Raw genomic sequence first — 13786 nt, forward strand, 5'->3', positions numbered from 1 at the left:
GGGCACCCCGTCATTGTTCCACCCTCGCACCGCCGTCGTCCTCCTCCGACCCCCGGCCCCCCGCCGTCCGGGTGCCGGGGCCGTCCGCCACGACGCCGACCGGCGCCGGCTCGGCGGGGGTGGGCAGGCTACGCCGCCCGGCGTCCTGCCGCACCGGGTGGCCGACCTCGAGGACGGCGGAGGCCACGCACAGGCCGTCCTCGCCCACGATGACGGGGTTGAGCGCCACCTCGGCCACCTCGGGCAGGTCGTCGACGAGCATCGAGACCCGGGCGAGGAGGTCCTCCAGGGCCGCCACGTCCGCGGCGGGCAGCCCCCGGTGTCCGAGGAGCCTCGGCGCGGCGCGCACCGACCGCACCATCTCCGCGACGTCGGTCGGGGTCAGCGGCGGGATGCGGTAGGAGACGTCGCCGAGCAGCTCGACCGCGTCCCCCGCGACGCCGAAGGCCACGACGGGGCCGTAGAGGTCGTCCTCCGTCCCCCGGACGACGCAGGCCACGCCGGGCGGTGCCATCGCCTGGACCTCGAAGGTGCTCGGCCGGCCCAGGACGTGCGCGGCCCGGGCCGACATGTGGACGAACGCCTCGCGCACGTCGTCGGCGTCCGCCAGGTCCAGGCGCACGCCGCCGAGGTCGGTGCGGTGGCGCAGGACGTCGTCGGCGACCTTGAGCGCCACCGGGTGACCGATCGCCGCGGCCGCCTCGACCGCGCCGTCGGCGTCCGTCACCGCGGTCGCGGGCAGCAGGGTGATGCCGTAGCAGCCGAGCAGTGCGGCCGCCGTCGCGGTCTCGACCCGGCGCCGCTCCCCGGGCACCACGCCCTCCAGGGCGCGGCCGATGACCCGGCGCGCCGCCGCGGGGTCGATCCCGGTCGGTGCCACGAGCTCCTCGCCGGCCCGCCGCCGCCACGCTGCGTGCTCCACGGCACCGACCAGGGCGGCGACGGCGTCCTCGACGGTCGTCGTGGACGGGACGGTCCGCCCCTCGGCGGTGAGCTCGGGAGTCAGGCCGTGGAGGCCGTGCACCGCCGCGACCCAGGTGCGTCCGTCCGCGGCGGCGGCCCGCGCCACGGCCTGGGCGACCTCGGGGTCGGTGCGTCCCAGCGGCGGGGAGTGTGCGACCACCACGGCGTCCCAGTCCGACCGTGCGGCGAGTGCGGCCAGCGCCTCCTCGTAGCGGTCCGGGCCGGCCAGCGGCGGCAGGACCACCGCCTCGCCGGCGACGCCGAGCCCCCCGGCTCGCAGCACCTCCCCGACGAGCCCGGCCAGAGCCGCGGAGGACGAGACGACCGCGGTCCGCGGCCCGGCGGGCAGCGGCTGGGCGAGGAGGAGGGCGGCGACGTCGAGCATCTCCCGGACCGAGGACGCGTGGACGACCCCGGCCTGGCGCAGCATCTCGGTGAGCACCCGCCGGGGCTGGCGCGAGGTGCGCACGGCGTGGCCGGGCGGGGTGGACTGACCGGTCTGCCCCGACACGACCGCCACGAGGGGCTTGGTCGAACTCAGGGCGCGCGCGACGCGCGAGAACTTGCGGGGGTTGCCGATCGACTCGAGGTACACGGCGCCCACCGCGGTGGGCTCGTGGGCCGACCAGAACTGCATCGTGTCGTTGCCCGAGACGTCCACCCGGTGCCCGGCCGAGAGGAAGGTGCTCACCGGCAGCCCGCGCCTGGCGGCGGTCGAGCGCAGGGCGAGCCCGGCCGAGGCGGACTGACCGAAGATCCCGACCCCCGGCCCGTCGGCGACGACGCCCTGCTCGGCCCAGAGCGAGGCGTTGTACCGCCCGGCCGGTCCCTGCCCCACGACGCCGTACGAGGCGGGGCCGACCACCCGGATGCCGGCCTCGCGCGTGCTGCGCAGCAGCTCGCGCTGGCGGGCCATGCCGGCAGGTCTCTGCTCCCCGAAGCCGTGGGACAGCACGACGAGGGCCCGCACGCCCAGGGCCTCGAGCGCCGGGACGGCCGCGACGACCTCCGCGGGCGGGCCGGCGGCGACGGCGAGGTCGACCGGGCCGGTCACCGACCCGAGGCTGCCGTGGACCGCGACGTCGGCGTCCGCCGGCGGCGGGGCGGCCAGGCCGACGAGGTCCAGGCCCCCGGTGAACGCGCCGGAGGTCCGCGCGCCGGCCAGCTCACGGGCGACCGCGCCGGCGAGGACCTGGCCCTCGCCGCCCGGGGGGCCGGCGGCGAGGACGAGGACGGACCCGGCCTGGAAGAGCCCGCGCATGCTCAGCGCCTCGGCGTGCCGCTCCCGCTCGGCCATGACCCGCCACGACCGCTCGGTCTCCTCGATGGAGAACTCGACCGAGATGACCCCGTCCTCGTAGTGCTGGGCGACCTCGTAGCCGGCGTCGGAGAAGACCCGGATCATCTTGGCGTTGCCCGGCAGCACGTCGGCGACGAAGCGGTCGACCCCCACCTCACGCGCCGCGGCGGCGAGGTGCTCGAGCAGCACCGAGCCCAGGCCCCGCCCGTGCTCGGTGTCGGCGACGTAGAACGCGACCTCGGCCGTCCCGGGCTCGACGACGTCGAAGCGGCCCACCGCGCGCAGGTCGTCGCCGTGGACGAGGACGAGGGCGACCCGGTCGTGGTGGTCGACGTGGGTGAAGCGGTGCAGGTCCCGCTCCCCCAGCCGCTCCATGGGTGCGAAGAACCGGTAGTAGACCGACTGGGCGGACTGGCCCAGGTGCATGCGCTGGAGGGCGTCGGCGTCCTCGGGGCGGATGGGGCGGATCTGCATCGTCGCGCCGTCGCGCAGGACCACGTCCGCCATCCAGCGCGACGGGTACGCGGCGGCGTCGGCGTCCATGCCTCCCGAGCGTAACGGTGCGCCCCGCCCGCGCGGGTGCACGCGATCGCCTCCGCCGTCGGCGACAATGGCCACCATGGCCCGGAAGACCCCGACGACCCCCTCAGAGCCCGTCGACGAGAAGATCGTCGACATCGACGTCTCCGCGGAGATGCAGGGCTCGTTCCTCGAGTACGCCTACTCGGTCATCTACTCCCGGGCGCTGCCCGACGCGCGCGACGGGCTCAAGCCCGTCCAGCGCCGGATCCTGTTCATGATGGACCAGATGGGGCTGCGGCCCGACCGCGGCCACGTGAAGTCCGCGCGCGTCGTCGGCGAGGTGATGGGCAAGCTCCACCCGCACGGCGACTCGGCCATCTACGACGCCATGGTGCGCATGGCCCAGCCGTTCGCGCTGCGGCTGCCCCTGGTGGACGGGCACGGCAACTTCGGCTCCCTCGACGACGGCCCCGCGGCCTCGCGCTACACCGAGGCCCGGCTCACCCCCGCCGCCCTGGCCATGACGGCGGACCTGGGCGAGGACGTCGTGGACTTCGTCCCCAACTACGACAACCAGCTCACCCAGCCGTCGGTCCTGCCCTCGGCCATCCCCAACCTCCTCGTCAACGGCGCCACCGGCATCGCGGTGGGCATGGCCACCAACATGCCCCCGCACAACCTCGTCGAGGTGGTCGCCGCGGCGCGCCACCTCGTGGACCACCCCGACGCCACGCTCGACGAGCTCGTCCGGCTCGTCCCCGGCCCGGACCTGCCCGAGGGCGGCAAGATCGTGGGTCTGGAGGGCGTGCGCGAGGCGTACGCCACCGGCCGGGGCAGCTTCCGCACCCGCGCCACCGCCCGGGTGGAGAACCTGAGCCCGCGCCGCAAGGGCATCGTCGTCACCGAGCTGCCGTACATGGTCGGGCCCGAGCGCGTGATCGAGAAGATCAAGGACGCCGTCCAGGCGCGCAAGCTCCAGGGCATCACCAACGTGCAGAACCTCACCGACCGCCATCACGGGCTGCGGCTGGTCATCGAGGTCAAGAACGCCTTCAACCCCGAGGCCGTGCTCGAGCAGCTCTACCGGCACACGCCGATGGAGGAGTCCTTCGGGATCAACAACGTCGCGCTGGTCGACGGCCAGCCGCGCACCCTCGGGCTGCGCGAGCTCCTGGAGGTCTTCGTCGGGCACCGCCTCACGGTGGTCCGCCGCCGTACGCGGTACCGCCTCGACCGGGCCACCGAGCGCGCGCACCTCGTCGAGGGCCTGCTCGTCGCCATCGCCGACATCGACGAGGTCATCGCGGTCATCCGCACCTCCGACGACGCCGACGCCGCCCGCACCCGCCTCATGAGCGTGTTCGACCTGTCCGAGGCGCAGGCCGACTTCATCCTCGCCCTGCGGCTGCGCCGCCTGACGAAGTTCTCCCGGCTCGAGCTCGAGGCCGAGCGGGACGAGCTGGCCCGCACGATCGAGCTCCTCCAGGAGATCCTCGGCTCCGAGGCGCGCCTGCGCCAGGTCGTCTCCGACGAGCTCGCCGACGTCGCCCGCCGGTTCGGCACCCCACGGCGCACGGTGCTCCTCGAGCACGCCGGCGGCCCGGCCACCCAGGCGGCGCCGGGGCGGGCGGGCACCCGGACGGCCGCCCTGCCGCTGGAGGTCGCCGACGAGCCGTGCTGGGTGCTCCTGTCCGGCACGGGCCTGCTCGCCCGCACGACCGAGCCCGACGCACCCGTGCGCACCGGGGGACGGTCCGCGCACGACGCGGTCACCCACGCCGTGCCGGCGACGGCGCGCGGGCACGTCGCGGTGGCGACCTCGACGGGACGGGTGGTGCGGCTGGAGGTCCTCGACGCCCCCACGATCCCCCCGACCGGGTCGGCACCGGGGCTCTCCGGGGGCGCCCCCGTCCGCGAGCTCCTGGGCCTGGGACGCGACGAGGAGGTGGTCGGGCTCGTCCGCCTCGACGCCGGTGCCCCGCCGCTCGTCCTCGCCACCGCCCAGGGGGTCGTCAAGCGGGTCGTGCCCGACCACCCCGGCAACAAGGACGCCTGGGAGGTCGTCGGCCTGCGCGAGGGCGACCGGGTCGTCGGCGCCGGGCACGCCGCCGAGGGCGACAAGCTCGTCCTCATCACCTCCGACGCCCAGCTGCTGCGCTTCGACGCCGCGGCGGTGCGGCCGCAGGGGCGCGGCGGCCAGGGCATGGCCGGGATCAAGCTGGCCGCCGGGGCGACGGTCGTCCACCTCGGTGTCGTCGACGCCGACCACGTCTCCTCCAGCGTCGTCGTCACCGTGGCGGGCGCGTCCGGGGCCCTGCCGGGCACCGTGGCCGGCAGCGCCAAGGTCACCCCGCTCGACCGCTACCCCGCCAAGGGCAGGGCCACCGGCGGCGTCCGCGCCCACCGCTTCGTCCGGGGCGAGGACTGCCTCCAGCTCGCCTGGGTGGGACCGGAGCCCGCCCGCGCCGTGGGCTCCGGGGGCCAGGCCGTGCCCCTGCCCGACCCCGACGAGCGCCGCGACGGCTCCGGGCAGCCCCTGCCCGTCCCGGTCGCCGCGATCGGCTGAGCCGGGGCGCCGTCAGGCTGCGGCGCCGCCCACATCAGATCTCGACGGTGTACATCGCCGAGGTGCGGGTGACCTCGTAGCCGAGCTTGGCGTACAGGCGCACCGCGCCGGTGAGGTTGTCGGTGTCGACGTCGAGGCCCGCGTACTGCATGCCGGAGTCCCGGTAGGCCCGCATCGCCTCGGTCATGAGGGCGGTGGCGACATGGCGCCCGCGCCACTCCCGCAGGACGCCGATGATCTCGGTGTACCCCTCCGTCCAGCCCAGGGCGGGCCAGTCCTGCTCGTAGCGGCCGGACATGAGGTACCCGGCCACCTGGGCGCGGTCGCTCGACCGGTCCAGGGCCACGAAGCTCCAGCCCGGGGCGAAGTGGGTGCGGCCCTGGCGCCAGGACTCGGGGGTGTGGGGCTGAGATCCCCAGTGGTCTCCGAACGCCCGGTTGTGGGCGCGGCGCACGGCGTCGTCGAGATCCGGGCTCCACGGCACCACGGCGAGGTGGCGGTCCAGGGGCACCTCGGGGATGGGCAGCGAGAGGTCGCGCCGCATCTCGGTGTACCACCGCCGGGGCTCGAACCCCCGTGCCTCGATCAGCCGGGTGAGGGCGTCCATGCCCTCGTCGACGTGGACGACGATGCGCGCCGGCGCCTCCTTGCCGGTCTCGACGAGCATCTGCCGGCCCCGGGCGACCTGCCAGTCCAGCACGGCCGAGCCAGCCCCCCGGTGGCGCCACAGCGGGTCGACCCCGCCGGAGCAGAACGCCCGCAGCAGCGACGTGTCACCGTGGCGCACCCGGACGAAGCCGAACGCGCGCAGCGACCCGGTGGCGTCCCAGCCACCCATCGCGCTCCAGGCGTGCCCGGAGTCGAAGTACTCGACGATCTCCTCGGCCGAGGTGCGGTAGGGCGGGTCGTCGGCGTCCTCGATGCGCCCCACGAGGTCGGTGAGGCCGCCGATGTCCACCGCGCCGAGCGGGCGCCACTCCAGGCCGGCGACCGCCGCCGGCGGCGGCACGACCGCGGGAGCCCCGGCGCGGACCGCGAGGGGCACCGTCGCGCTGCCGGGCGCCGCCACGCCGCCGGGAGCCGCCACGCCGCCGGTGGCCGCGGTGGTGCGGGGAGCCGCCGCGGTGCCGGGCACCACCGCGGCGCCGGGCACCGTCACGCTCTGGGACGGCGCACGGCTGTCCGGACGGGGTCGGGGGGCGGGCACGGCCCCGACGATACGTGGTGGCGCCCGGGACCGTCACCTCGGTGCCCGGGTGCCTGGTGCCCGGCCACCCGGTGTGCGAGCGGCGCCGACCACGGAGGCGCCGGGCGCCCGGGCGTCGGTAGGAGCCTCTGGGCCGGTGCGCCTCAGATCTCGATGGTGTAGAGGATCCGGGCGCCCTCGCGCCGGTACCCGAGCTCCTCGTAGAAGGCGCCCGCCCCGACGGGCTCGACCGTGTCGACGGTCAGGCCGGCGGTGGCGACGTCGTCCTCGGCGAGGGAGCGCAGCACCGCCGCGAGGAGGGCACGGGCGACGCCGCGGCCGCGGTGGTCGGTCCGGACACCGAGCAGCTCCGTCCAGCCCTCGGCCGCGCCCGTGCGTGGGTGGGGGCGCCGGCAGGTCATGGCGTAGCCGACGACGGCGCCGTCGGCGTCGAGGGCGACCTTGGACCAGGCCGGCTCCCGGGCCTCGAGCAGGCGGGTCCACGACCCGGCGGTCAGCGGCTCGGCGCCCCAGTGGTCGGCGAACGCGGCGTTGTGGACCTCACGGACGGCGTCGTCGAGGGCCGGGACGAGGTCACCGATCCGCAGGTCCGGCGGCGGTGGCGCCGCGGGCACCGGGTCGGCCACGGCGCGGCGCATCTCGTGGAAGGTGCGCTTGGCGCTGAACCCGGCCGCGACGTAGAGCCGGCGCCGGTCGGCGTGGTGCTCGTCGACGTACGCGGCGAGCCGCGCCGGGCCCTGCCCGCCACGGGCGGCGAGGAGCTGCCGCGCCCGCCCGTCCTGCCAGTCCAGCAGGGCGCGCCCGATGCCCCGACCTCGCCACTGGGGGGCGAGGGACGCCACGAGCACCGCCTGGTGCACCCGCCCGGCGCCGGGCGGGACGTCCACGACCGCGACCGCCTCGAGCTCGCCCGCGCGGGAGAACCCGCCGAGGGCGTCGCCCGTGCCCCGGCCGAGGGCGTCGCCCGTGCCCCGGCCGAGGGCGTCGACGACCGAGCCGGGGCCGAGGGCGTCGACGACCGAGCCGGGGCCGGTCCCGGAGACCGGGCGGTCGACCTCGGCGCAGCGTAGGGCCAGGTCGCGGACGGCGTCGAGGTCCGCCGCCGTGATCGTGCGCCAGCTCAGCCCCAGGTGGGCGGCCGGGAGCTCGGCCACCTCCGGCGCGCCCAGGCGGTCGGCGAGCGGTCGGTCAGGCATGACGACGATCCTAGGGGCGCTCAGGCGTCGATCCGGTCGGGGTCGACGTGATCTGCGCCGGCCACGATGAAGTCCTTGCGGGGGGCGACGTCGTTGCCCATGAGGAGCTCGAAGACCCGCTCGGCCTCGTGGAGGGCGGTCTCGTCGGCCATGGAGATCCGGCGCAGGGTGCGCCGGGACGGGTCCATGGTGGTCTCCGCGAGCTGGTGGGCGTCCATCTCGCCGAGACCCTTGTACCGCTGGATGGGCTCCTTGTAGCGCTTGCCGGTCCGCTCGAGCCGGCGCAGGAGCCCGGTGAGCTCGCTCTCGGCGTACGTGTAGACCACGTCCCCCTTGCGCCCGCCCGAGCCGGCGATCTCCACCCGGTGCAGGGGCGGCACCGCGGCGAAGACCCGGCCCGCCTCGACGAGGGGACGCATGTACCGGAAGAAGAGGGTGAGGAGCAGCGTGCGGATGTGGGCGCCGTCGACGTCGGCGTCCGTCATGAGGACGATCTTGCCGTAGCGCGCCTGGGACAGGTCGAAGGTGCGGCCGGACCCTGCGCCGATGACCTGGATGATCGAGGCGACCTCGGCGTTCTTGAGGATGTCCCCCGGCGAGGCCTTCTGGACGTTGAGGATCTTCCCGCGGATCGGCAGCAGGGCCTGGAAGTCGCTCGAGCGCGCCAGCTTGGCGGTGCCCAGCGCGGAGTCCCCCTCCACGATGAACAGCTCGGTGCGGTCGACCTCCTCGCTCCGGCAGTCGGCGAGCTTGGCCGGCAGCGTGGAGGTCTCCAGGGCGTTCTTGCGGCGGGAGATCTCCTTGTGCATGCGGGCCGAGACGCGCGCCCGCATCTCCCCCACGACCTTCTCCAGGAGGGCGGCGGCCTGGACCTTCTCGGCCCGCCGCGAGGAGGTGAGCAGCGCGGTGAGCTCGCGCTCGACGACCTTGGCCACGATGCCGCGCACGGGTGCGGTGCCGAGGACCTCCTTGGTCTGGCCCTCGAACTGCGGCTCGGGGAAGCGCACCGTGACGACGGCCGTCATGCCGGCCAGGACGTCGTCCTTCTCGATCTTGCCCTCCTTCGCGGTGACCTTGAGCCGCCGCGCGTTGGTCTCGATCTGCTTGCGCACGGTCTTGAGCAGACCCTGCTCGAACCCGGCCAGGTGCGAGCCGCCCTTGGGCGTGGCGATGATGTTGACGAAGGAGCGCACGGTCGTGTCGTAGCCGATCCCCCACCGCAGGGCGACCTCGACCTCGCAGCTGCGCTCGACGTCGACGGGGTGCAGGTGCCCGCGGTCGTCCAGCTGCTGGACGGTCTCGGCGAACGTCTCGGTGCCCGTCAGGCGCCACGTGTCCGTCACGGAGGCGTCCGGGGCGAGGAAGTCGGCGAAGTCGACCGCGCCGCCGTCGTGGCGGAAGACCTCCTCGGTGGGACCCGCCTCCCCCGGCGTGCCGGGCAGCCCCCGCAGGTCGCGCACCGTCAGGGTCAGGCCCGGGACGAGGAAGGAGGTCTGGCGTGCCCGGTCGAGGAGGTCGTCGTAGGAGAACGTCGCCGACGCGGGGAAGATCTGCCGGTCGGCCCAGTACCGCACACGGGTGCCGGTGCGGGTGCGGGGCACCTTGCCGGTGACGGCGAGCTCGGAGGCGTCCGTGAAGGGGCTGAACGGCGCGTCGGGCCCGCGGCCGGCGCTGTCGTCGTACACGCCGGGCTCGCCCCGGTGGAAGGTCATCCGGTGGGTCCTGCCGCCGCGGTCGACCTCGACGTCCAGGCGGGCCGACAGGGCGTTGACCACCGAGGCGCCGACGCCGTGCAGACCGCCGGAGGCGGCGTAGGACCCGCCGCCGAACTTGCCGCCGGCGTGGAGCTTGGTGAAGACCACCTCGACGCCGGACAGGCCCAGGGACGCCACGTTGTCCACCGGGATGCCGCGGCCGTCGTCGCGGACCTCCACCGAGGAGTCCGCGTGCAGGATGACCTCGATGGTCGTCGCGTGCCCCTCGAGGGACTCGTCGACGGCGTTGTCGATGATCTCCCACAGGCAGTGCATGAGGCCGCGCGAGTCGGTGGAGCCGATGTACATGCCGGGGCGCTTGCGCACCGCCTCGAGGCCCTCCAGGACGGAGAGGTGGCGGGCGGTGTAGCTGGACGCGGCGGTCATCGTGGCGGTGGACACCTGTCGATACTAGGTTTTCTCACGCCCCGGCCCGTGCACCGACCCACCGGTGGGCACCGTGCCGTGCCGCAGCGGGCAGTCCGGGGCACGCCCCGCGGCCGCCGGTGGGTGCCCGGTGGGACCCGCACCCGGTGCCCGTCCGACCGCGCCGGGACCTTCGGCCCTGGCGCCGGCGCTACGCCGGCAGCGTAAAGGGGACCACCCGCAGCATATTTCCAGGGTCGGGGTGGTTACATGCTGACATGAGCACCACGACGACAGAGCCCACGCTGACAGCCCAGGACCGTTGCGACGCCTGCGGTGCGCAGGCCTACGTCCGCGTCGAGCTCGACGCCGGCGAGCTCCTGTTCTGCGCCCACCACGCCCGCCGTCACTCCGAGGCCCTCTCGGGTGTGGCCAAGACCATCCACGACGAGACCGAGCGCCTGCACGCGGAACCCGGCGCCCAGCGCTGAGCGACGCCACGGCGGCCGCCATCCCCTCGGGGTGGCGGCCGCCGTCGTCTCCTCGGGCGGCCCGGTCCGGCTGCCGCGCGTGCCGCGGACGGACCCGACGTGCGCTCGGCGTGCCCGTCGGGTCCGCCGGTGGTTCCCTTCACCCATGAGCTCCCTGGAGAAGCACGCGCGGCAGGCCCGCGGTCACGTCCACGAGTCCGCCGAGTCGGGCTGGCTCCTCACCCTCGGACGGGTGGGGTTCGCCGCCATCGGCGTGGTGTGGTTCCTCCTGGGGTGGGTCGCCCTGCAGCTCGCCACGGGTGACGCCGGTGGCCAGGAGGCCAACCAGTCCGGTGCGCTGGCCCAGCTCGCCGGCACCACGGTCGGACGGGTGCTGCTGGTCGTCATGGCGCTCGGCCTGGTCGCGTACGGCCTGTGGCAGCTGGCCGCCGCCGTGTGGGGGTACCGGTACGAGGAGGGCACCGACCGCCTCAAGAAGCGGATCGGCTCGGCCGCCAAGGTCGTCGTCGCCGGGGTGCTCGTCGCGACCATCGCCGACCTGGTGCTCGACGGATCCCCGGACGACGGGACGGAGGAGTCACTCACCGCCTCGGCCCTGTCCAACCCGGGCGGGGTCGTGCTCGTCGTCGCGGTCGGCGCGGGCCTGCTCGGGCTCGGCGGCTACTGGGTGTACCGCGGCATCACCGCGAGCTTCCGCGAGAAGTTCGAGCCGGGGGTCGACGAGCGGCTCATCACCTTCGGCCGGGTGGGCCACGTGGGCCGCGGGGTCGCGGTCGGCGTCCTTGGCGTCATCGTCGCCCTGGCGGCCCTGCGCCGTGACCCCGAGCAGGCCGGCGGTATCGACGAGGCCCTCACCGCCATCTTCCGCCTGCCCTACGGCACGGTGCTCCTCGGCGCGGTGGCGCTCGGTCTCATGAGCTTCGGCGTCTACCAGGTGATGGGCGCCCGGCACGCGGTCGAGGGCTGAGGCCGGCGGCCGGGAGGGTCAGCGGAGCTCGCCGGGGAGCGGCCGCGTCGGGCTGACGAACGACGTCCCGCCACGGGTCGTGAGCCGCCACGGCGCGGTCCGTGCGCGTCGGGTGCGGAGCATCTCCTGCATGGGCACGCCCAGGCTGCGGGCGGCGAAGGCGTCGATGAGGCTGGGGTCGGTCACGGCTGGCTCCTGTGCTCGGTGGTGGCGGCGCCGTGCGGCGCGGTGGGGGTGGCTGCGGGGATGCTGCGGGGGAAGGCCCTGAGCTGCAGCTCGACAGGGCTCGTGCCGGGCTCGGTGCCGTCGCGGCCCTCGACCCGGTCGTGCCAGGCCTCGATGACCGCCTGGAGGTCGGCGACGAGCTCGGCGAGCTCGTCGGCGGTGGCCACGAAGGTGGTGGCCATCTCGACCGCTGCCCCGGCCCACGGGCCGGGCACGAGGTCCTGGCGTCGCATCTGCTGGTAGCGCGCCGCGGACTCGAACCGAAGCTTGAGCCACTCGTCGCCGAAGATGGCCAGGGCCGCACGGCCCGACGGCGTGCTGACGGCGTCGCGGGTGATGCGGGTCTCCCGCTCCGTGGCCCGCCAGAAGCGCTCACGGGCGGTACCGCGGTCGGGGACCTCCTCGATGAAGCCGTGCCGGGCGAGCTGGCGCAGGTGGTAGCTCGTCGCGCCGGAGGACTCCCCCAGGAGCTGGCCGAGCTGGCTCGCGGTCGCCGGGCCGGACATGAGGGCGTCCCACAGGCGTGTACGTAGCGGGTGGGCGAGTGCCTTGAGGGCGGCGACGTCGAGGACGTGCTCCTCGTGGCGGGTGCTGCTCATGAGTCGAGACTAGTTCTCCAAAGACACCTTTGCAAGCATTTCTTTGCAAGGTGGTATTCGCGCCCTCCGGCGGCACGGATTCGGGCCCTCCCGCGGCACGTCGTCATCACGCACGCCCTGGTCGCTCCGCGCCGGTCGCACGGCTCCGAGCTCAGGCCGCTCCGGACACAGCGACGCCCCTCCGCACGGGAGGCAGGGACCCGGGCTCGGCGCAGCCGCGCCGGACACAGCGACGCCGCCGCGATGGCTGGCGGCGGCGTCGACGATCGGTGCGTGGTGAGTTCGTCAGTCCAGGTAGTCGCGCAGCACCTGGGACCGGCTCGGGTGGCGCAGCTTCGACATCGTCTTGGACTCGATCTGGCGGATCCGCTCACGCGTGACGCCGTAGACCTTGCCGATCTCGTCCAGCGTCTTCGGCTGGCCGTCGGTCAGGCCGAAGCGCATCGAGACGACGCCGGCCTCCCGCTCGGAGAGGGTGTCGAGCACCGCGTGGAGCTGCTCCTGCAGGAGGGTGAAGCTCACCGCGTCGGCGGGGACGACCGCCTCGGAGTCCTCGATGAGGTCACCGAACTCGCTGTCGCCGTCCTCACCGAGCGGGGTGTGCAGCGAGATCGGCTCGCGGCCGTACTTCTGGACCTCGACGACCTTCTCGGGCGTCATGTCCAGCTCCTTGGCCAGCTCCTCCGGGGTGGGCTCGCGGCCCAGGTCCTGGAGCATCTGCCGCTGGACGCGGGCGAGCTTGTTGATGACCTCGACCATGTGCACGGGGATGCGGATGGTGCGGGCCTGGTCGGCCATGGCTCGGGTGATGGCCTGGCGGATCCACCACGTGGCGTACGTGGAGAACTTGTAGCCCTTGGTGTAGTCGAACTTCTCCACGGCGCGGATGAGGCCGAGGTTGCCCTCCTGGATGAGGTCCAGGAACAGCATGCCGCGACCGGTGTACCGCTTGGCCAGGGACACCACCAGGCGGAGGTTGGCCTCGAGGAGGTGGTTCTTGGCGAGGTGCCCGTCGTTGGCGATCCACTGCAGCTCGCGGCGCAGCTTCGGCGCGAGGGACTCCCCCTCGCTGGCGAGCTTCTCCTCGGCGAACAGGCCGGCCTCGATGCGCTTGGCGAGCTCGACCTCCTGCTCGGCGTTGAGGAGGGCGACCTTGCCGATCTGCTTGAGGTAGTCCTTGACCGGGTCCGCGGTCGCACCGGCGGTGACGACCTGCTGGACGGGCGCGTCGTCGTCGTCGTTGTCGGAGACGACGAAGCCGGACTCGTCGGGCTCGTCGTCCTCGGTTGCCGCGGCAGGCTCCGCCGGGGCGTCGGGCACGGCCTTGAGGGCGGTCTTCTTCGCGGTGGACCGGCCGGCAGCCGGCTTGGTGCCGGGAGCGGCCTTGGCGCGGGCGGGCGTCTTGGCGCCGGCGGCCTTGCGCACCGGCGTCTTCTTGGCGGGCGCTTCCTCCGCGGGGGCCTGGGTGGGCACCTCGGCCTGCTCGACCGAACCCTCGGCAGGGACGTCCGCAGCAGGCTTGGCGGCCCGGTGGGAGCGGGTGGTCTTGGAGGCAGACGTGGACGACACAGACACAGAGAACCTTTCGGCGGGGGTCGCGAGAGCCGACGATCGAGCGTGCCAGCCCTAC

General features: G+C 74.6%; 9 protein-coding genes and 1 pseudogene. 3 read left to right on the forward strand and 7 right to left on the reverse strand.

Annotation, left to right across the window (positions count from 1 at the left end):
- Positions 1 to 10: 10 nt before the first annotated feature.
- Entirely contained in the window at positions 11 to 2806 is a 2796-nt protein-coding gene (locus EDD32_RS15850) for a GNAT family N-acetyltransferase (RefSeq protein ID WP_123919020.1), read from the reverse strand.
- Positions 2807 to 2882: 76 nt separating this feature from the next.
- On the opposite strand from EDD32_RS15850, the gene EDD32_RS15855 reads away from it, so the two are divergent.
- Positions 2883 to 5351 (forward strand): DNA gyrase/topoisomerase IV subunit A, encoded by a 2469-nt coding sequence (locus EDD32_RS15855; protein WP_123919022.1) that lies wholly within the window; start codon positions 2883 to 2885, stop codon positions 5349 to 5351.
- 34 nt (positions 5352 to 5385) lie between these two features.
- Here the strand turns inward: EDD32_RS15855 and EDD32_RS15860 are convergent, their stop codons facing one another.
- The 3 genes from EDD32_RS15860 to EDD32_RS15870 all read right to left on the reverse strand — a co-directional run bounded on the left by EDD32_RS15860 (position 5386) and on the right by EDD32_RS15870 (position 9895).
- Complete coding sequence (locus EDD32_RS15860) at positions 5386 to 6558, reverse strand: GNAT family N-acetyltransferase (RefSeq protein WP_246006175.1); 1173 nt, start codon at positions 6556 to 6558, stop codon at positions 5386 to 5388.
- A 143-nt stretch (positions 6559 to 6701) separates the two neighbouring features.
- A complete protein-coding gene (locus EDD32_RS15865) occupies positions 6702 to 7754 on the reverse strand; it encodes a GNAT family N-acetyltransferase (RefSeq protein ID WP_123919024.1) in 1053 nt (350 codons plus the stop codon).
- Between the two features lie 20 nt (positions 7755 to 7774).
- Entirely contained in the window at positions 7775 to 9895 is a 2121-nt protein-coding gene (locus EDD32_RS15870; protein ID WP_123920611.1) for a DNA gyrase/topoisomerase IV subunit B, read from the reverse strand.
- A gap of 257 nt (positions 9896 to 10152) precedes the next feature.
- On the opposite strand from EDD32_RS15870, the gene EDD32_RS15875 reads away from it, so the two are divergent.
- Together EDD32_RS15875 and EDD32_RS15880 are read left to right on the forward strand one after the other, a co-directional pair.
- Positions 10153 to 10365, forward strand: coding sequence for a DUF7455 domain-containing protein (locus EDD32_RS15875; RefSeq protein WP_123919026.1), 213 nt, complete (start codon positions 10153 to 10155; stop codon positions 10363 to 10365).
- Positions 10366 to 10510: 145 nt separating this feature from the next.
- Complete coding sequence (locus EDD32_RS15880) at positions 10511 to 11332, forward strand: DUF1206 domain-containing protein (RefSeq protein WP_123919028.1); 822 nt, start codon at positions 10511 to 10513, stop codon at positions 11330 to 11332.
- 18 nt (positions 11333 to 11350) lie between these two features.
- On the opposite strand, the gene EDD32_RS18945 is transcribed toward EDD32_RS15880, so the two are convergent.
- From EDD32_RS18945 to EDD32_RS15890, 3 genes and pseudogenes are all read right to left on the reverse strand, one after another.
- Positions 11351 to 11518 carry a hypothetical protein gene (locus tag EDD32_RS18945; RefSeq protein ID WP_170175327.1) on the reverse strand — a complete coding sequence of 56 codons (168 nt, stop codon included), beginning with the start codon at positions 11516 to 11518 and terminating at the stop codon, positions 11351 to 11353.
- The gene (locus EDD32_RS19230) at positions 11515 to 12156 is read right to left on the reverse strand and encodes a winged helix-turn-helix domain-containing protein (RefSeq protein WP_211338862.1); all 642 of its coding nucleotides are present in this window, start codon (positions 12154 to 12156) and stop codon (positions 11515 to 11517) included. Before EDD32_RS19230 ends, EDD32_RS18945 begins: the two co-directional genes overlap by 4 nt.
- 285 nt (positions 12157 to 12441) lie before the next feature.
- Positions 12442 to 13734, reverse strand: a pseudogene (locus EDD32_RS15890) (RNA polymerase sigma factor); the annotation flags it as partial.
- Positions 13735 to 13786: the final 52 nt, after the last annotated feature.

It is taken from the genome of Georgenia muralis (assembly GCF_003814705.1).
Lineage (GTDB): Bacteria > Actinomycetota > Actinomycetes > Actinomycetales > Actinomycetaceae > Georgenia > Georgenia muralis.

Bases quoted from the DNA above. Each gene is read 5' to 3' on its own strand.
- EDD32_RS15850 (WP_123919020.1), bottom strand. From the start codon at position 2,806: ATGGACGCCGACGCCGCCGCGTACCCGTCGCGCTGGATGGCGGACGTG.
- EDD32_RS15855 (WP_123919022.1), top strand. From the start codon at position 2,883: ATGGCCCGGAAGACCCCGACGACCCCCTCAGAGCCCGTCGACGAGAAG.
- EDD32_RS15865 (WP_123919024.1), bottom strand. From the start codon at position 7,754: ATGCCTGACCGACCGCTCGCCGACCGCCTGGGCGCGCCGGAGGTGGCC.
- EDD32_RS15870 (WP_123920611.1), bottom strand. From the start codon at position 9,895: ATGACCGCCGCGTCCAGCTACACCGCCCGCCACCTCTCCGTCCTGGAG.
- EDD32_RS15875 (WP_123919026.1), top strand. From the start codon at position 10,153: ATGAGCACCACGACGACAGAGCCCACGCTGACAGCCCAGGACCGTTGC.
- EDD32_RS15880 (WP_123919028.1), top strand. From the start codon at position 10,511: ATGAGCTCCCTGGAGAAGCACGCGCGGCAGGCCCGCGGTCACGTCCAC.
- EDD32_RS19230 (WP_211338862.1), bottom strand. From the start codon at position 12,156: ATGAGCAGCACCCGCCACGAGGAGCACGTCCTCGACGTCGCCGCCCTC.